Below are 18,415 nucleotides of genomic sequence, written 5' to 3' on the forward strand. Positions count from 1 at the left end.
CTTATGTACGTCTTTATGCGGAGCATTTGCCGGAGAGCGTCATATGCCGCCATCGCCGCCATCGGCGGTACACAGATTCGGTTCGTTACACCTTGTCCGCAACGCAAACCGGCATTAGGCTGATTCCTGTTCTTTTGAGACAATGCGGATGTCATCGCAGAATGATTGGGAAATAATCAGGACGATTGGGGAGCATCATTTCATCAGAATCTGAAAGGAGTCCCATGCCTCACGTGATCATCGTCGGATGCGGTTTCGGCGGCCTCGCCGCCGCACGCGCACTGGCCGATGCCAAGGTCGACATCACCATCATCGATCGCAGCAATCATCATCTTTTTCAGCCTCTGTTGTACCAGGTGGCGACGGCAGGCTTGTCGGCGCCGGCCATCAGCGCGCCGATACGCAGCATCCTGGCGACGCAGCGCAATCTCACCAGCCTGATGGCGGCCGTCAGCAAGATCGACGTCACGCGCAAGACGATCGCATTGGAAGATGGCAGCGAGATTGCCTACGACTATCTGATCGTGGCGGCAGGGTCCACGCACAGCTACTTCGGTCATGACGAATGGGCGCCGTTGGCTCCTGGCCTGAAAACGCTTGCCGATGCTTTCGACATCCGGCGCCGCATCCTCATGGCGTTTGAACGCGCGGAGCGCGAAGCCGATCCGGTGCGTCGCGCGGAATGGCTGACCTTCACCGTCATCGGCGCCGGCGCCACCGGCGTCGAAATGGCCGGCACGCTCATTGAGATCGCGCGCCATACCTTGCGCGGCGAGTTTCGCCGTATCGATCCGCAACAGACGAAAGTCGTCTTGCTGGAAGGTTCCGAGCGCGTGCTCGGCGCCTATCCTCCCGATTTGTCCGAGAAGGCGAGAACGCAATTGCTCAAGCTGGGCGTCGACGTGCGCACCGGCAGTCGCGTTACGCATATCGATGAGGAATGCGTGCGCTATGCCGATCAAGGCGGCGAGCAGCGATTGGCTTCGCGTACGGTCATCTGGTCTGCTGGCGTGGCGGCATCGCCTCTGGGCAAGTCGCTTAACGTGCCGCTCGACCGGGCGGGGCGCGTCATCATCGGCAGCGAATTGTCGATCCCGGATCATCCTGAAGTATTCGTCATCGGCGACCTTGCTGCCGCCATATCGGACGGCAAGCCGGTGCCTGGCGTATCACCTGCGGCGAAGCAAATGGGACGTGTCGCTGCACGCAACATCCTCAATCGGATCAACGGCAAACCGCTCGAAAGTTTTGTCTATCAGGACTACGGCTCGCTGGCGACGATCGGTCGCAAGGCGGCAGTGGCAATGGTCGGCAAGTTCAAGTTTTCCGGCTATCCGGCATGGCTGTTCTGGCTGTTCGTGCACGTATATTTTTTGATCGGTTTCCGCAATCGTCTGTTGGTGATGAGCGACTGGGCGTGGGCGTATCTGACCTTCAAGCGCAGTGCGCGCGTGATTTCCAGTGCCATCGATACGCCGGTGGAAAAGCCCGACGACGCGCCAAGCCAGTAAAGCTTGCCAGCGGAAATGAAAAGGCCTGCATCTGCGCCGGCCTTTTTTATGGATGAAAGAATCAACCTTCCAGCGCCAGTAATGCGAAGCTGGCGAGCCAATGGCCGCCGCTGTAGTGGCTGCCGACGACATGGTCGAGGCTGGCTTGCAGATGGCGCTGCACGGCGCCTGCCAGCGCGGCTTGCGCCGGATGGTCGGACGGCAAATGACGGGCGATATGCTTCATGCACCAGGCGCGGCTCAGATTGAGGCCGTCGAGATGGGCAATCTTGGGATCGGTGCGATCGCTGACCTGGGCCGGCTGCATCAACTGCCCGACCTTGTCGATCTGCGGCAGGAACCGGCTGAACCATGCAGGGAATGCCGATGCATCGAATACCTTGCTCATCAACAGCGCTTCCGTCAACGCTGCGGAGATGTATTCGTCGCCGCCCGGTTCGTAGTGCGCCGGATAGTCGACGTCCTTGCCGTAGTAGCGTTGCGAGGCTTGCACGATGGCGCTTTCAAGTTCGCCATCTTTCGCCGCCCGTGCATAGTCGATTGCCAATGCCAGCGCGAACGCGGTGTTGTAATGCGTGCCGACGCGGATCGGATAGGTCAGTTTGCCCAGATATTCCAGCAGGCGCTTGCGGATTTCCAACGTCAGCGGCTGCATGGCGGCATGCCAGATTGCCGCGCGCGGATGGCGCGATTCCGCCAGTTCCTGCGCCAGTCCGAGAATCCAGCCGAAGCCGTAAGGGCGTTCAAAAGAGGCGCGACCGCCGACCTGGAAGTAGGCGGTTTCCTGCGTCATCAATTCCGGCGTGAAGTGCTCGTCGAAGATCGCCGTGATCTTGTCTTGCGTCGGTAAAGACGGATACAGCCTGGCGCAGCGCAGCAGCAGCCAGTAGCCGTGGACGGCCGAGTGCCAGTCGTAGCAACCGTAAAACACGGGATGCAAGGCGCGCGGCGACAAGACGTCGTCGGCGCTGTTAAGCACGTGCATGATGTGATTGGGATATTCCTGGCGGAGATAGGTCAGCGGCATCTCGGTGTATGCAGTGGCCAGTTCGATAGTGAGTTGCATGGGAGTTTCCGGTTTTCAGATCAACGTTGTTGAAGCGTGTTCGCGACCGGCGGGAGCCGACCGGCCGCGGCATGCATTAACGGAACGCGAGGAAGTACATGAGGAAAATATTCACGGTCAGCAGCGTCAGCGCAGTCGGGATTTGCACCTTGATAACCTGGTACTTGTCCTTGAGCTCAAGCAACGCCGCGGGGACGATGTTGTAGTTGGCCGCCATTGGCGTCATCAAGGTACCGCAATAACCGGAGTACATGCCGATGGCAACCAGTGGTGCCGGATTTGCGTGGTGACCGACGATCAGGAAAGGCAGCGCGATACCGGCGCTCATGACCGGGAAGGCCGCGAAGGCATTGCCCATGACCATCGTAAACAAGGCCATGCCGACGCAGTAGATCGCCACCACCAGGAACAGGTTGTCCGGATCGACGAACATGCTGACGACCTGCTGCACCGAGTTGCCGGTTTTTGCCGCGACGAACACGCCGCCCAGCATCGCCAGCATTTGCGGCAGAATCGCCGCCCAGCCGATGGAGTCCACCAACCGGCGCGATTGACGCACCGCTTGCAAAGGCGTGCCCCCGGTCAGTTTCCAGCCTGCCAGCAGCGCGCAGATACAGGCGACGCACAGCGCAGCCAGCGTCAGTTGTTTCTGATCCAGCAGGAACATGCCGCCGACCGAAACGCCCTTGAGCAGTACGGTACAGGCTACCGTGATCACTGGGATCAGCACTGCCGGAAAGAACAGCCAGTTGCCGAAACGGCCCGACGACGCCTTGCGCTCTTCGTCGGTGGAGGTCTGATAGGAGCCGGTCGACAGCATGCCGGTACCGGCGATCAATGCGATCAGGATGACCATGACGCCGATCAGCCGATACGCCAGCGATTTGCCCAGTTGGTCGACCATGATGTCGCCGAACAGAAAAATCGAGCCGAACAGGAACCAGAACAAGGCCGTGGTGTAGCGTTTGGGATTGCCCTTGTCCTTGAGCGTCATGCCGACCAGCAGCATGACGATGAAACCGACCAGATAATAGATGCGGTTGATGGTGATCAGAGTTGTCATGCCGGCACCTTGTTTTGGTTGTTGTCGGTTTTCTTCCATGCATCGACATCGCGGCGGATGCTGGCGTCGAGGCGGGTCAGGCGGAACATGTGGATGATCAGTGCGCTCAATGCGGTCGGGATGGCCCACAAGCCGATGTGCAGCGGTTCGATGTTGGTGATGCCGTTTTCCTTGAGGAAGGCGTCCATCAGCAAGACGGCGCCGAAGGCGATGAAGATGTCTTCGCCGAAGAACACCGCGATGTTGTCGCAGGCCGCCGAGTGCGCCTTGATCTTGTCGCGGATATGTTGCGGCAGGTCTTCGCCGTAGGCGCTGACGGCGGCGCCTTCGGCCATGGGCGCCAGCAGCGGACGTACCGTTTGCGCTTGTCCGCCGAGATAGATCAGGCCCAATGCCGCAGTACCTTCACGCACCAGGAAGTAGAGCATCAGGATGCGCGCCGAGGTCGCGCTGGCGATGCTGGAAATCCAGGCTTGAGCCCGTTCCTTCAGGCCATAGTGTTCAAGCAGGCCGATGATCGGCAGGATCAGCAGGAAGGTCGCCAGCGAACGGCTGTTGACGAATTTTTCGCCGAAGGTTTCCAGCAGCATGCCGAAATCCATGCCGACAGAAAGACCGGTGGCAAGGCCTGCAACGGTGACGACCAACAGCGGATTGAAACGGAGTGCGAAGCCTGCAACGACGATCGGAATCCCGATCAACGGTAGCAAAATCGAGCTATCCATGGACTATCTCCCAGGTAAGAATGGTTGTTGTTAATTGACTGCCGACGACGAAAAGCCGAAACACGACGAAAAAGAATTCAGGACGGCGGGCGGATGGCGATGTGCTCGCTGTTCAGGCGCGCACGAATCCGGCGTGCAAATTCCAGGGCGTGCGCACCGTCTCCGTGCAGGCAGACGGTTTGCGCATTCACCTTGACGACGCTGCCATCCAGAGCGGTGACTTGTTTATCCTTGACCAGTGAAATCGTTTGCGCGATGGCCTGCGTTTCGTCTTCGATCATGGCGCCGGGCAAGGTGCGGCTGACCAGGCTGCCGTCGGCGTTATAAGCGCGATCGGCGAAGACTTCTTCAATGGCGGTCAGGCCGGCTTGTTTGGCCGCGTTGATGAGCTCGCCGCCGGCCAGGCCGAATAACGCCAGTTCCGGATTGAACGTGCGTACGGCGCAACAGATGGCATGGGCCAGCACGGCGTCTTTTGCTGCCTGGTTGTATAGCGCGCCATGCGGCTTGACGTGCACCATGCGACCGCCTTCGGCGCGCACGATGGCGTCCAGTGCACCCAATTGATACAGCATGCCGCTGATGATTTCTTCCGGCGGCAATTGCATCGCGCTGCGGCCGAAATTTTCGCGATCGGGGAAACTGGGGTGGGCGCCGATGGCGACATGGTTCTTGATCGCCCAGCGCACGCTCTGGCGCATGGTGTTGGCGTCGCCGGCATGCCAGCCGCAGGCGATATTGGCCGAGCTGACGAGCGTCAGCAGCATCTCGTCGTTGTTGCAACCTTCTCCGAGGTCGGCGTTGAGGTCGATTTGCATGATCCTTGTCTACTCCTTCTTGTCTCGCCGTTACTTTTGTTTTTGCTTCCGGGCCTACTTCTTGTATTGCGTGGCGCGCGACCAGTCGAGGGCGGCGAGCGTCTGCCGGATGCCTTCGAGGTAGGCCTGCTGTTCTTCCCATGCATGCAAGGCTTGTTCCAGATCGCAGGGCTGCAATTGCAACTGCGCGTTCAGAGGCGCTTGCGCCAGCTTCCACATGTCGGCCTGGATGACGACGCCGATCTTGGGGTAGCCGCCGGTGGTTTGTGCATCGCCCATCAGGATGATAGGCTGGCCCGATGGCGGCACCTGAATCACGCCGGGTACTACGCCATGCGAGAGCAGGTCGCGGCTTTGCTTGCGTTTGAGTTCCGGGCCTTCGAGGCGATAGCCCATGCGGTTGCTGTTGGGGGTGATGCGCCATTTGTCGAGCCACAGCGCATTTTTTGCTGCGATAGTGAATTGTTCGAATTCAGGGCCAGGTAAAACACGCAGGTGAATCAGCTTGCTGCCGTCTTGCGTCTGTGTGCCGACGCCGCTCCATGCCGGCGAACGAACGCCGAAAGCCGGGCCTGCGATTGCCATGGTCGCAGGTCCTTGGGGCAAGCGATCGCCTTTGCGCAAGGCGCGTCCTTCATGACCGCCGAAGTTGGCTTTCAAATCCGTGCTGCGCGAGCCGAGGACTTCTGCAACGTCGATGCCGCCGGCGATGGCCAGATAGCTTCGCATGCCTTGCGTGGCGTTGGGGCCGGCGTGCGCCAGCTTCAAAATCTGACCGGCGCGAACCGGCACGCTCCAGTAAGGAGTGATTGATTTGCCGTCGAGCCGGGCATCGAAGTCGTCGCCGCCGAGTGCAATGCGCGTATCGACGGTAAAGCGCATTTCGCAAGCGCCCATGGTGATTTCAAGGCCGGCGGCGTCTATGGCGTTGCCGACGAGCAGATTGGCGGCACTCAACGCCAGGCCGTTCAATGCGCCGCCGGGATTGATGCCGAGCTGACGGTGGCCGGGACGGCCAAGGTCTTGCACTGAAGTGAGCATGCCGGGTTGGAGGATTTGTATCATTTGGCGATGCGCTCCACGGTAAAGCGGACACGGTCACCCGGACGCAGCAGGGTTGGTGGGGTCCGGGTCGGATCGAACAGCGGCAGTGTGGTGCGGCCTATCAGTTGCCAGCCACCGGGCGACGCGAGCGGATAGATGCCGGTCTGTTCGCCGCCGATGCCGACCGAGCCGGCAGGGATGGACAGGCGGGGTTCGTCCTGGCGCGGCGTGGCCAGTGCAGGATCGAGGCCGCCCATGTAGGCGAACCCGGGCATGAAACCGATGAAATAAACGACATAGTCGGCGTCGCTGTGACGTTGGATGACTTCCTTGGTGGACAAGCCGGTATGGCGCGCGACGATATCCAGGTCGGGGCCGTCCTTGCCGCCATAGGCGACCGGAATGTCGATTTCGCGTCCCGCCACATGGCTGGCGTCGACTTGCGGCCACAGTGCCAGAATGCGCTGGGAGACGGTATCCATGTCAACTACCGGCCGGGAAAGGATGAGCGTCAGGTTGTTCATGCCGGGAACCACTTCGCTGACCTCGGGCCAGCCTGCCGCTTGTTCGGCGATGCTCCAGATGCGTTGCTGATGGGGGAGCGTGGCAGGAGAAGGCAGGTTGCATAGCAACGCGCTGTCGCCCAAAAAATGAATTTGCGGTTGAATCATTGTCATCCAGATCGTGCGTGGGCGGGGCCTGTTAATCCCCGTGGATCATACATTTTCAGCAAGGTATAAACAATATATGGATAAATTATTTATTTAAGATTGCTATATAGTGTCGTTGGTTGTACGAATATGTACGAATATCTTCAAAATGTAGAAAATAGCTTATGAATGACAAATCCCTAGAATTCACGCCGGAGAAGGCTGTGACCAAAAAATCGCCGACCAAAATCGTTTCGTCGAATCATCTCGTTTCCGAGCGCAGCGCCGAGCTGTCCGAACTCGAATATGCCCTGATCATGGCCGGCAATGCGTTCAATCGCTGGATGATGCGCTGCATGCTTGCTGCGGGTGCAAAAGACATGACGGCGATCGAAGTCTCTTTGTTGCATCACGTGAACCACCGCGAGCGGAAGAAGAAACTTGCCGACATTTGCTTTGTCCTGAATATCGAGGATACCCACGTTGTGACTTACGCGCTGAAGAAATTGGTCAAGGCCGGTTACGTCAAGAGCGAGAAGGCCGGCAAGGAGCTGTTGTTTTCGACCACCGAAGAGGGGCAGGCGCTGTGCATGAAATACAAGGAAGTGCGCGAGCGCTGCCTGATCGAGGTGCAGGTCGACAGCGGTATCCAGAATCAGGCGATCGGCGAGGCGGCCCAACTGCTGCGCAGCGCTTCCGGCTTGTACGACACGGCGGCGCGTGCGGCGGCTTCGCTCTGACGGCCGGGGCGCTGTTCGTGCGCGAATCAGGTAAAAAAGGACAGACATGAAGGCCATCGAAATCACCAAATTCGGTGCTCCTGAAGTATTGCAATTGTGCGAGCGCCCGTTGCCGCAACTGAAAAGCGGCGAAATATTGATCAAGGTGCATGCGGCCGGCGTGAATCGCCCCGATGTTTTCCAGCGTCAGGGCAATTATCCGGTGCCGCCCGGAGCGTCCGACCTGCCGGGGCTGGAAGTGGCGGGTGAAATCGTCGACGGCGAACTGGGCGATAGCGGTTTCCGCAAGGGCGATCTGGTCTGCGCGCTGGTGCAGGGCGGCGGTTACGCCGAATATTGCGCGGCGCCTCTGGCACAGTGTCTGCCGGTGCCGGCCGGATTGACTGCATTGCAGGCGGCGGCGTTGCCGGAGACTTTTTTTACCGTATGGAGCAATGTATTCGAGCGCGCGCGCCTGTCGCCGGGCGAAACCTTGCTGGTCCAGGGCGGCAGTTCGGGCATCGGCGTCACGGCGATTCAGATCGCTACCGCTTTGGGGCACCGCGTCTTCGCCACGGCCGGTTCCGATGACAAATGCCGCGCCTGTGAAGAATTGGGGGCTGAGCTGGGCATCAACTACCGCACCGAGGATTTTGAAGAAGTCGTCAAAACGGCAACGCAAGGGCGCGGCGTCGACGTTATTCTGGACATGGTGGGCGGCGACTATCTGCCGCGCGAGATAAAGACACTGGCCGATGACGGCAGGCTCGTAGTGATTGCCTTGCTCGGCGGCGCCAAGGGGCAGCTGGATCTGAGTCAGATCTTGCGCCGGCGTCTGACGGTGACGGGCTCGACATTGCGCCCGCGTCCGGTCGAGTTCAAAGCCTATATCGCCGCGCAGTTGAAAGAGCGCGTGTGGCCATTGCTGGCCAACGGCAAGGTGAAGCCGGTGATTTACCGGACTTTCCCGCTGGCGCAGGCTGCGCAGGCGCATGCACTGATGGAGTCGAGCGCCCATGTCGGCAAGATCATGCTGACAGTAAGCTGAAATACGCTGCTTCAGCGGCAGATCTGATGAGGAAATACCGGGCTATTGGTTTGACCGGGTTTGCCGCGGCGCGATAGAATGCGGGGTTATTCAAAATACTCATTCTTATGCGCCGTAAATTAGTTGCCGGTAACTGGAAGATGAATGGCGGACTGGCCGCCAATGCGGCCTTGATCGCCGACGTAAAAACAGGCTTGGCTGTCGCAGGTGCGCAGGCCGATGTCGCTGTTTGCGTGCCGTCGCCTTATCTGGCGCAAGTGCAGGCAGCGGTTGCGGGTTCTGCGCTGGCGCTGGGGGCGCAAGACGTTTCCGCGCATGCAAGCGGTGCCTACACCGGCGAAGTGTCCGGCGCGATGCTGGCGGAGTTTGCCTGCCAATATGTCATCGTCGGCCATTCGGAGCGTCGCGCTTATCATGGCGAAACCGATGCCGTCGTGGCTGCCAAGGCGGTGGCGGCGCTGAAAGCGGGTCTGACGCCGATTGTGTGTGTCGGGGAAACGCTTGCCGAGCGCGAGGCCGATCGGACCGATGAAGTGGTCGGTCGCCAGATCGATGCGGTGCTGGCGGCGCTGGATGCCGCGGAAGTCGAAAAGATCGTGGTGGCTTATGAGCCGGTCTGGGCGATCGGCACCGGCAAGACGGCGACGCCGGAGATGGCGCAGGACGTGCATGCGAAACTGCGCGGGAAATTGTCGGCCAGGAATGCTGACGCCGCGGTCAAAGTGCAGATTCTGTATGGCGGCAGCATGAAGCCGGATAACGCAAAAGAATTGTTGGCCATGTCGGATATCGACGGTGGTCTCATAGGTGGTGCGGCCTTGAAGGCGGCGGATTTCCTGGCGATTGTCCAGGCTGCCCAAGGTAACTGATCGTTGTTGTTTTAAATTGAAGATGGCTATATGAATACTTTATTTACTGTTATTGTTGTGGTCCAGGTGCTGGCGGCGCTGACGATCATCGGTCTGGTGTTGCTGCAGCACGGCAAAGGGGCTGATATGGGGGCTGCTTTCGGTTCCGGCGCGTCGGGTAGTTTGTTCGGCGCCACCGGTTCTTCCAACTTCCTGTCCAAGTCGACCGGCGTTGCAGCTGCGATCTTTTTTATCGCGACGCTTGCGCTGGCATTCGTCGGCAATCACCACGTTTCGCAAAGCGGCGGCGTCATGGATAATCTGCCTGCTCCGGCCGCAGCAATTCCGGCAACGCCGGCTGCATCGGGCGCGCCGGCCGCGGCGCCTGCGAATCCTGCAGATCAATCAAATCAGATTCCGAAATAGTCTTTTGCGCATGGTGTAATAATGCGCGAAACTTAAAGCAGTTTATGAAGTTTTAGTGCGATTGTGCATTGAACAAGAGCATCAAAACGGGTTACAATTGCAGACTCAAGCCGACGTGGTGAAATTGGTAGACACGCTATCTTGAGGGGGTAGTGGCGAAAGCTGTACGAGTTCGAGTCTCGTCGTCGGCACCATTGAAATACTGAGAAAAGCCAGCAAAGGACACAATCCCGAGCTGGCTTTTTGTCGAGGAAAAAGCTGTTTGATATTGAGAATCATTCCGCGAATTATTTCACAAACTATCAACAAACCTACGCCTAATCGTGAACCTCGAAAATTACTTTCCAGTTCTATTGTTTATCCTAGTCGGCATCGGTGTCGGTGTCGCTCCTCAGTTACTCGGTCGTTTGCTTGGCCCCCACAGGCCTGACCCGCAAAAGACTTCTCCCTACGAATGCGGATTCGAGGCTTTTGAAGATGCGCGCATGAAGTTCGATGTGCGTTATTACCTCGTCGCCATTCTGTTCATTCTGTTCGATCTCGAAACTGCATTTTTCTTCCCTTGGGGCGTTTCCATGCGCGACTTGGGCTGGTCTGGCTACACGACGATGATGGTGTTCATCGCCGAATTTGTTGTCGGTTTTTGGTACATCTGGAAAAAGGGTGCCCTGGATTGGGAGTAAGCCATGTCAATTGAAGGCGTATTAAACGAAGGGTTTGTTACCACCTCGCTGGATAAGGTAATCAACTGGACCCGCACCGGCTCTCTGTGGCCGATGACCTTTGGTCTGGCTTGCTGTGCGGTTGAAATGATGCACGCCGGCGCATCGCGTTACGATCTGGATCGTTTTGGCGCGGTGTTCCGTCCGTCGCCGCGTCAGTCCGACCTGATGATCGTGGCAGGCACGCTGTGCAACAAGATGGCGCCGGCCTTGCGCAAGGTGTACGACCAGATGGCCGAGCCGCGCTGGGTCATTTCGATGGGTTCCTGCGCCAACGGCGGTGGTTATTACCACTACTCGTATTCCGTTGTGCGCGGCTGCGACCGCATCGTGCCGGTGGACGTGTACGTGCCGGGTTGCCCGCCGACAGCGGAAGCATTGTTGTACGGCGTCATCCAGTTGCAGAACAAGATCAAGCGTACCAATACCATTGCGCGCTAAGAAGAGAGTGGAAGGGTCAGAATGACGACAAAATTGGAAACTCTCGAAGCTGCCTTGCGCAATGCGCTTGGGGGGTATCTTCAGAATTTGACAACGGCTTTGGGCGAGATCACGATCGTGGTCAAGCAGGCCGATTACCTGTCGGCGATGCGCGTCCTGCGCGATCATGCCGACACCCGTTTCGAAGAACTGATCGACCTGTGCGGCGTGGATTACTCCACGTATGGCGACGGCGTCTGGGATGGTCCGCGTTTTGCCGTGGTGTCCCATCTGCTGTCGATCAGCCACAACTGGCGCGTCCGCGTCCGTGTTTTTGCTCCTGATGACGAATTGCCGCTGGTGGCGTCGGTGACCGGTATCTGGTCCGCGGCGAACTGGTATGAGCGGGAAGCCTTCGATTTCTTCGGCATTTTGTTCGATGGTCACGACGACTTGCGCCGCATCCTTACCGACTACGGTTTCATCGGACATCCGTTCCGCAAGGACTTCCCGGTATCGGGTTACGTCGAAATGCGCTACGACGCCGAACAAAAACGCGTGGTTTATCAACCCGTAACGATTGAGCCGCGTGAAATTACGCCGCGTGTCATTCGTGAAGAAAACTACGGGATCAAATAATGGCTGAGATTAAAAATTACACGCTGAACTTTGGTCCTCAGCATCCTGCAGCGCACGGTGTGTTGCGTCTGGTGCTGGAGCTGGACGGTGAAGTCATCCAGCGCGCCGACCCGCACATCGGTCTGCTGCATCGCGCGACCGAAAAGCTGGCCGAGCAAAAAACCTATCTGCAATCGGTGCCGTACATGGATCGTCTCGACTACGTGTCGATGATGTGCAACGAGCACGCCTACGTCATGGCGATCGAAAAGCTGCTCGGCATCGAAGTGCCGCTGCGCGCCCAGTACATCCGCGTCATGTTTGACGAAATGACCCGTCTCCTGAACCACCTCATGTGGATCGGCGCGCACGGTCTGGACGTCGGCGCGATGGGCGTGCTGCTGTACGCTTTCCGCGAGCGCGAAGACCTGATGGATTGCTACGAAGCCGTTTCCGGCGCGCGCATGCATGCCGCCTATTACCGTCCGGGCGGCGTCTATCGCGACCTGCCCGACACGATGCCGCAGTACAAGGCATCGATCATGCGCAACGACAAGGCCATCAAGCAACTCAATGAAAACCGCCAGGGCTCGATGCTGGACTTCATTGAAGACTTCACCAACCGCTTCCCGAAATACGTCGACGAGTACGAAACACTGCTGACCGACAACCGCATCTGGAAGCAGCGTCTGGTGGGCATCGGCGTGGTCTCGCCGGAGCGTGCGCTGGCAATGGGCTTCACCGGTCCGATGCTGCGCGGTTCGGGCATCGAATGGGATCTGCGCAAGAAGCAACCGTACGAAGTCTACGACCTGCTCGACTTCGACATCCCGGTCGGCAAGAACGGCGACAGCTACGACCGTTACCTTGTGCGCGTGGAAGAAATGCGCCAGTCCAACCGCATCATCAAACAATGCGTCGAATGGCTGCGCAACAATCCGGGCCCGGTCATCATCGACAACCACAAGATTGCACCGCCGCCGCGTATGGACATGAAGTCCAACATGGAAGATCTGATTCACCACTTCAAATTGTTCACCGAAGGCTTCCACGTGCCCCCGGGCGAGACGTATGCCGCGGTTGAACATCCGAAGGGCGAGTTCGGCATCTATCTGGTGTCCGACGGCGCCAACAAGCCATACCGCATGAAGATTCGCGCGCCGGGTTTTGCGCATTTGTCGAGTCTGAACGAAATGGCCAAGGGTCACATGATTGCCGATGCCGTAACCATCATCGGCACGCAAGACATTGTGTTTGGTGAGATCGACCGATAACCGGTGATGAAAGCCGATCACCGGATGTTTTTGAAAACCCATTAGGTTCTGGGGAATGTCCGATAAACCCGCGCGGGTTCTCAAAAAACCATGCGCACGGATGGCCAACGATATGCTGTTAAGTCAAGACGCTCTAAAGAAAATCGATCGCGAACTCGCGAAATATCCGGCGGACCAACGCCAGTCTGCGGTCATGTCCGCGCTGCGCATCGCCCAGGATGAACACGGCTGGCTGCCTGCCGAGCTGCAACAGGAAATCGCCGACTACATCGGCATGCCTGCGGTGGCGGTGCAGGAAGTCGCCACGTTCTACAACATGTACAACACCCGCCAGCAGGGCAAGCACAAGATCACGGTCTGTACGAATTTGCCATGCCTGCTGTCGGGCGGCGAGCGCGCTGCACATCATCTGAAGCACAAGCTCGGCGTGGGCTACAAGGAAACCACGGCCGACGGTCAGTTCACGATCGTCGAAGGCGAATGCATGGGCGCTTGCGGCGACGCACCTGTCATGCTGGTCAATAACCACCGCATGTGCAGCTGGATGTCGAACGACAAGATCGACGCGCTGCTGGAGGAACTGAAGAAATGACTTGTCTGCACGATCGTCATATCAACCCGCTGATTCTGGCGGATCTGGATGGCCAGAACTGGCACCTGGCGGATTACGTCAAGCGCGGCGGCTATGAGTCGCTCAAGCGCATCCTGTCTGAAAACATCACTCCTGAACAAGTCATCGCCGAACTCAAGTCTTCGGGCTTGCGCGGTCGCGGCGGTGCGGGCTTCCCGACCGGCCTGAAATGGAGCTTCATGCCGCGCCAGTTCCCGGGCCAAAAATACCTGGTCTGCAACAGCGACGAAGGCGAACCGGGCACATTCAAGGACCGCGACATCATTCGCTACAACCCGCACGCGCTGATCGAAGGCATGATCATCGGCGGTTACGCAATGGGCATCACGGTCGGCTACAACTACATTCACGGTGAAATCTTCGACGCCTACCTGCGTTTTGAAGAAGCGCTGGAAGAGGCGCGTGCAGCCGGCTTCCTGGGCGACAACATCCTCGGCACCAACTTCAGCTTCCAGCTGCACGGTCACCACGGTTACGGCGCCTACATCTGCGGCGAAGAAACCGCCTTGCTGGAATCGCTCGAAGGCAAGAAGGGCCAACCGCGCTTCAAGCCGCCGTTCCCGGCCAGCTTCGGCCTGTACGGCAAGCCGACCACGATCAACAATACCGAAACATTCGCAGCCGTTCCGTTCATCTTCAAGATCGGCGCGCAAGCCTATGCCGACATCGGCAAGCCGAATAACGGCGGCACCAAGATCTTCTCGATCTCGGGCGACGTCGAACGTCCGGGCAACTACGAAATTCCGCTCGGCACGCCATTCTCCACATTGCTGGAACTGGCCGGCGGCATGCGTGGTGGCAAGAAGATCAAGGCGGTCATTCCAGGCGGCTCGTCCGCTCCCGTGATTCGCGGCGAAGTCATGATGGACACCACCATGGATTACGACGCCATCGCCAAGGCCGGCTCGATGCTGGGTTCGGGCGCGGTCATCGTCATGGACGAAACCCGTTGCATGGTCAAGTCCTTGCTGCGCCTGGCTTACTTCTACTACGAAGAATCCTGCGGTCAATGCACGCCATGCCGCGAAGGCACGGGCTGGATGTACCGCATGGTCGAACGCATCGAAAACGGCCACGGCAAGCTGGAAGATCTCGACGTGCTCAATTCGGTTGCCGACAACATCCAGGGCCGCACCATCTGCGCACTGGGCGATGCGGCGGCGATGCCGGTGCGTGCGTTCATCAAGAATTACCGCGAAGAATTTGAGTATCACATCGAGCATAAACACTGCTTGGTGCCGGCTTATATCTGATCGGCGAGTTGAGCGACAGAGTTAAACGATAGAGTTGAGCAGCGCGGCAAGACATGCATCCGGCAACAGCGCAGGGCGCATGTCTTCAAGGTCAAAAGAATACTTAGCTTGGGCAAAAAGCCATGGTTGAAATCGAAATAGACGGCAAAAAAGTTGAAGTGCAAGAAGGCAGCATGGTTATGGATGCTGCCAACAAGGTCGGCACTTACATTCCTCATTTTTGCTATCACAAAAAATTATCCATTGCGGCCAACTGCCGCATGTGTCTGGTCGACGTAGAGAAGGCGCCGAAGCCGTTGCCGGCCTGCGCCACACCGGTGACCGCCGGCATGATCGTCCGTACCGCCAGCGACAAGGCGGTCAAGGCGCAAAAAGGCGTCATGGAATTCCTGCTGATCAATCATCCGCTGGATTGCCCGATCTGCGATCAGGGCGGCGAGTGTCAATTGCAGGATCTGGCCGTCGGTTACGGTGGCTCGGCTTCGCGTTACGAAGAAGAAAAGCGCGTCGTTCCTCCCAAGGACGTCGGCCCGCTGATCTCCATGAAGGAAATGAATCGTTGCATTCACTGCACACGCTGCGTGCGTTTCGGCCAGGAAGTCGCCGGCGTCATGGAACTGGGCATGCTGGGTCGCGGCGAGCACTCCGAAATCACCACATTCGTCGGCAAGACCGTCAACTCCGAACTGTCCGGCAACATGATCGACCTGTGCCCGGTCGGCGCACTGACATCGAAGCCGTTCCGCTATGCTGCGCGTACCTGGGAATTGTCGCGCCGCAAGTCGGTCAGCCCGCACGACAGCCTCGGTTCCAACCTGATCGTCCAGGTCAAGGGCGGCAAGGTCATGCGCGTCCTCCCGCTGGAAAACGAAGAAGTCAACGAATGCTGGATCTCCGACAAAGACCGTTTTGCCTACGAAGCGCTGGACAGCGAAGAGCGCCTGACCAAGCCTATGCTCAAGCAAGACGGCAAGTGGCAGGAAGTCGAATGGCAAGTCGCGCTGGAATACGTCGCGCACGGCCTGCGTAACATTCGTCACGAACACGGCGCCGGCGCCATCGCAGCATTGGGTACGCCGTACTCGACGCTGGAAGAACTGACATTGCTGCAAAAAGTCGTGCGCGGCATGGGGTCCGAAAACATCGATTTCCGCCTGCGTCAGTCCGACTTCGCGCTGGACCACCAGGTCAATCCGTGGCTGGGCATGTCGATCGTCGAATTCTCGCAACTGAACCGCGCCTTCATCATCGGTTCGTTCCTGCGCAAGGATCATCCGCTGCTGACCGCGCGCCTGCGCCAGGCCGTCAAGAGCGGCGCCAAGGTCAGCATCCTGCATGCGACCGACGACGATCTGCTGATGCCGATCGCCAACAAGATCATCGCCGCGCCATCCGCATGGCTGTCCGCGCTGAGCGAAGTCGTTGCCGCCGTGGCGCAAGCCAAGGGCGTCGCCGCACCGGTCGGTTTCGAAGGCGTGCAGGCATCGCAAGCGGCCAAGCAAACAGCCGCCAGCCTGCTGTCCGGCGAATCCAAGGCAGTCTTGCTGGGCAACGCCGCCGCGCAACATCCGCAAGCATCGCAATTGCACGCCGCCGCACAATGGATCGCCGAGCAAACCGGAGCCAAGTTCGGCTATCTGACGGAAGGCGGCAACACAGTCGGCGGTTACCTGGCCAACGCGATCCCGGGCAAGGACGGCGCCAACGCGCTGCAAGCCTTTGCACAACCGCGCAAAGCCTATCTGTTGCTGAATGCAGAACCAGAACTCGACAGCCACGATCCGCAAGCCGCTGCAGCCGCGCTGAAGCAAGCCGAAATGGTCGTCGTCATGTCGGCATACAAGCACGGCGCGGATTACGCCGACGTCTTGCTGCCAATCGCGCCGTTCACCGAAACCTCCGGCACCTTCGTCAATGCCGAAGGCCGCGCGCAAAGCTTCAACGGCACCGTCAAGCCGCTGGGCGACGCCCGTCCGGCATGGAAGGTGTTGCGCGTGCTGGGCAACCTGCTGGGTCTGACAAACTTCGATTACGAAACATCGGAAGCTATCCGCAGCGAAGTCATCGGCGCCGAAACCAATCTGGCTGCACGCCTGAACAACGTTTCCAAGCTGAGCCTGCAAGCCGATGGCGGTACTAACGGTGCCGCCAACGGCGCGCTGGAACGCGTCGCCGACGTGCCTATCCACTTTGCCGACGCCATCGCACGCCGTTCGCCGGCGCTGCTGCAAACGCAAGACGGCCAAGCGCCGAAGGCATGGTTGTCCGCAGCCTTGTCGCAAAAGCTCGGCATCGCTGCAGGCGACCGCGTCAGCGTCAAGCAAGGGCAGGGCAGCGCGCTGCTGACTGCGGATATCGACAAGACATTGCCGGAAAACGTCGTACGTGTAGCGGCAGCCCATGCAAGCACAGCCAATCTGGGCAGCATGTTTGGCGCAATCGTTGTGGAGAAAGCGTAATGGATCAACTGATTGCCAATATCAATGCAGTTGGCCCCAATTATCTGGGGACGGCATGGCCGTATGTGTGGACCTTCGTCTGGAGCTTGCTCAAGATTCTGGTGGTGATGGTTCCACTGCTGCTGTGCGTGGCTTACCTGACTTACTGGGAGCGCAAGCTGATCGGCTGGATGCACGTCCGCCTGGGCCCCAACCGCGTCGGCCCGGCCGGCTTGCTGCAACCGATCGCCGACGCCCTCAAGCTGATCTTCAAGGAAGTCACGACGCCGTCGCGCGCCAACAAGGTGCTGTTCTTCATCGCGCCGATCATGACGATCATGCCGGCGCTGGCCGCATGGGCGGTGATTCCGTTCGGACCTGAAGCGGTAATTGCAAACGTGAACGCCGGCCTGTTGTTCGTCATGGCGATCACGTCGATGGAAGTCTACGGCGTCATCATCGCCGGCTGGGCGTCCAACTCGAAGTACGCTTTCCTCGGCGCGATGCGCGCATCGGCGCAGATGGTGTCCTACGAAATTTCGATGGGTTTCTGCCTGGTCGTGGTGCTGATGGTTTCCGGCAGCCTGAACCTGATCGATATCGTCACCAGCCAGAGCAAGGGCTTTTTCGCCGATCACGGTCTGAGCTTCCTGTCGTGGAACTGGCTGTCGCTGCTGCCGATTTTCGTGATCTACGTGATCTCGGGCATCGCTGAAACCAATCGCCATCCGTTCGACGTGGTCGAAGGCGAATCGGAAATCGTTGCGGGCCACATGATCGAATACTCGGGCATGTCGTTCGCCATGTTCTTCCTGGCCGAATATGCCAACATGATCCTGATCTCGATCCTGGCATCGCTGCTGTTCCTGGGCGGCTGGGCATCGCCGGTTCATATCCTGGACTTCATCCCGGGCTGGATCTGGCTCGGCATCAAGACCTTCCTGGTGGTGTCGTTGTTCGTGTGGGTGCGTGCATCGTTCCCGCGCTACCGCTATGACCAGATCATGCGTCTGGGCTGGAAAGTATTCATTCCACTGACTCTGGTGTATCTGGTCATCGTTGCGACCTGGATGCAGACCCCGTGGAACATATGGAAGTAGATTTGAAAATGAGTTCGGAAGTAATGGATAAAGGCTGAGGT

The 18,415-nt window shown here is 58.7% G+C and carries 19 protein-coding genes and 1 tRNA gene; 14 read left to right on the forward strand and 6 right to left on the reverse strand.

The features are described from left to right. Positions 1–224 precede the first annotated feature (224 nt). Positions 225–1,511 carry an NAD(P)/FAD-dependent oxidoreductase gene (locus tag PMI16_RS17305; protein WP_007881928.1) on the forward strand — a complete coding sequence of 429 codons (1,287 nt, stop codon included), beginning with the start codon at positions 225–227 and terminating at the stop codon, positions 1,509–1,511. A gap of 61 nt (positions 1,512–1,572) precedes the next feature. Here the strand turns inward: PMI16_RS17305 and PMI16_RS17310 are convergent, their stop codons facing one another. From PMI16_RS17310 to pxpB, 6 genes are all read right to left on the reverse strand, one after another. Beyond that, positions 1,573–2,577 (reverse strand): DUF2891 domain-containing protein, encoded by a 1,005-nt coding sequence (locus PMI16_RS17310; RefSeq protein ID WP_007881930.1) that lies wholly within the window; start codon positions 2,575–2,577, stop codon positions 1,573–1,575. A 76-nt stretch (positions 2,578–2,653) separates the two neighbouring features. After that, positions 2,654–3,640 (reverse strand): DUF979 domain-containing protein, encoded by a 987-nt coding sequence (locus PMI16_RS17315; RefSeq protein ID WP_007881933.1) that lies wholly within the window; start codon positions 3,638–3,640, stop codon positions 2,654–2,656. Then, positions 3,637–4,365, reverse strand: coding sequence for a DUF969 domain-containing protein (locus tag PMI16_RS17320; RefSeq protein ID WP_007881934.1), 729 nt, complete (start codon positions 4,363–4,365; stop codon positions 3,637–3,639). Before PMI16_RS17320 ends, PMI16_RS17315 begins: the two co-directional genes overlap by 4 nt. Before the next feature lie 77 nt (positions 4,366–4,442). Then, positions 4,443–5,183 (reverse strand): 5-oxoprolinase subunit PxpA, encoded by a 741-nt coding sequence (gene pxpA / locus PMI16_RS17325; RefSeq protein ID WP_007881936.1) that lies wholly within the window; start codon positions 5,181–5,183, stop codon positions 4,443–4,445. Positions 5,184–5,237: 54 nt separating this feature from the next. Then, on the reverse strand, positions 5,238–6,248 hold the full coding sequence (locus tag PMI16_RS17330) for a biotin-dependent carboxyltransferase family protein (RefSeq protein ID WP_007881937.1): 1,011 nt from the start codon (positions 6,246–6,248) through the stop codon (positions 5,238–5,240). After that, entirely contained in the window at positions 6,245–6,898 is a 654-nt protein-coding gene (gene pxpB, locus PMI16_RS17335) for a 5-oxoprolinase subunit PxpB (RefSeq protein WP_007881940.1), read from the reverse strand. Before pxpB ends, PMI16_RS17330 begins: the two co-directional genes overlap by 4 nt. A 164-nt stretch (positions 6,899–7,062) precedes the next feature. Here pxpB and PMI16_RS17340 point away from each other — a divergent pair, with 164 nt between their 5' ends. The 13 genes from PMI16_RS17340 to nuoH all read left to right on the forward strand — a co-directional run bounded on the left by PMI16_RS17340 (position 7,063) and on the right by nuoH (position 18,374). Next, positions 7,063–7,617 carry a winged helix DNA-binding protein gene (locus PMI16_RS17340; RefSeq protein WP_007881942.1) on the forward strand — a complete coding sequence of 185 codons (555 nt, stop codon included), beginning with the start codon at positions 7,063–7,065 and terminating at the stop codon, positions 7,615–7,617. A 46-nt stretch (positions 7,618–7,663) separates the two neighbouring features. Further along, on the forward strand, positions 7,664–8,644 hold the full coding sequence (locus PMI16_RS17345) for an NAD(P)H-quinone oxidoreductase (RefSeq protein ID WP_007881943.1): 981 nt from the start codon (positions 7,664–7,666) through the stop codon (positions 8,642–8,644). A 107-nt stretch (positions 8,645–8,751) separates the two neighbouring features. Further along, positions 8,752–9,513 (forward strand): triose-phosphate isomerase, encoded by a 762-nt coding sequence (tpiA, locus tag PMI16_RS17350; protein ID WP_081493434.1) that lies wholly within the window; start codon positions 8,752–8,754, stop codon positions 9,511–9,513. Positions 9,514–9,543: 30 nt separating this feature from the next. Further along, entirely contained in the window at positions 9,544–9,918 is a 375-nt protein-coding gene (secG, locus tag PMI16_RS17355) for a preprotein translocase subunit SecG (protein ID WP_007881945.1), read from the forward strand. A 109-nt stretch (positions 9,919–10,027) separates the two neighbouring features. Then, positions 10,028–10,112 (forward strand) — tRNA-Leu (locus PMI16_RS17360). 129 nt (positions 10,113–10,241) lie between these two features. After that, positions 10,242–10,601: an NADH-quinone oxidoreductase subunit A gene (locus tag PMI16_RS17365; protein WP_007881946.1), complete on the forward strand. Its 360-nt coding sequence runs from the start codon at positions 10,242–10,244 to the stop codon at positions 10,599–10,601. 3 nt (positions 10,602–10,604) lie between these two features. Then, a complete protein-coding gene (locus PMI16_RS17370) occupies positions 10,605–11,081 on the forward strand; it encodes a NuoB/complex I 20 kDa subunit family protein (protein ID WP_007881947.1) in 477 nt (158 codons plus the stop codon). Between the two features lie 21 nt (positions 11,082–11,102). Continuing rightward, the gene (locus PMI16_RS17375) at positions 11,103–11,699 is read left to right on the forward strand and encodes an NADH-quinone oxidoreductase subunit C (RefSeq protein WP_007881952.1); all 597 of its coding nucleotides are present in this window, start codon (positions 11,103–11,105) and stop codon (positions 11,697–11,699) included. After that, entirely contained in the window at positions 11,699–12,952 is a 1,254-nt protein-coding gene (locus PMI16_RS17380; protein ID WP_007881953.1) for an NADH-quinone oxidoreductase subunit D, read from the forward strand. The genes PMI16_RS17375 and PMI16_RS17380 overlap by 1 nt, the downstream gene beginning before the upstream one ends. Before the next feature lie 100 nt (positions 12,953–13,052). Next, a complete protein-coding gene (nuoE, locus tag PMI16_RS17385; protein WP_034381088.1) occupies positions 13,053–13,544 on the forward strand; it encodes an NADH-quinone oxidoreductase subunit NuoE in 492 nt (163 codons plus the stop codon). After that, entirely contained in the window at positions 13,541–14,836 is a 1,296-nt protein-coding gene (gene nuoF, locus PMI16_RS17390) for an NADH-quinone oxidoreductase subunit NuoF (protein WP_007881957.1), read from the forward strand. Before nuoE ends, nuoF begins: the two co-directional genes overlap by 4 nt. A gap of 122 nt (positions 14,837–14,958) precedes the next feature. Continuing rightward, positions 14,959–17,295 carry an NADH-quinone oxidoreductase subunit NuoG gene (gene nuoG / locus PMI16_RS17395; protein ID WP_007881959.1) on the forward strand — a complete coding sequence of 779 codons (2,337 nt, stop codon included), beginning with the start codon at positions 14,959–14,961 and terminating at the stop codon, positions 17,293–17,295. Continuing rightward, entirely contained in the window at positions 17,295–18,374 is a 1,080-nt protein-coding gene (nuoH, locus tag PMI16_RS17400; RefSeq protein WP_007881961.1) for an NADH-quinone oxidoreductase subunit NuoH, read from the forward strand. The genes nuoG and nuoH overlap by 1 nt, the downstream gene beginning before the upstream one ends. Positions 18,375–18,415: the final 41 nt, after the last annotated feature.

Origin of the sequence: Herbaspirillum sp. CF444, from assembly GCF_000282135.1 — a bacterium.
Classification (GTDB): domain Bacteria; phylum Pseudomonadota; class Gammaproteobacteria; order Burkholderiales; family Burkholderiaceae_D; genus Herbaspirillum.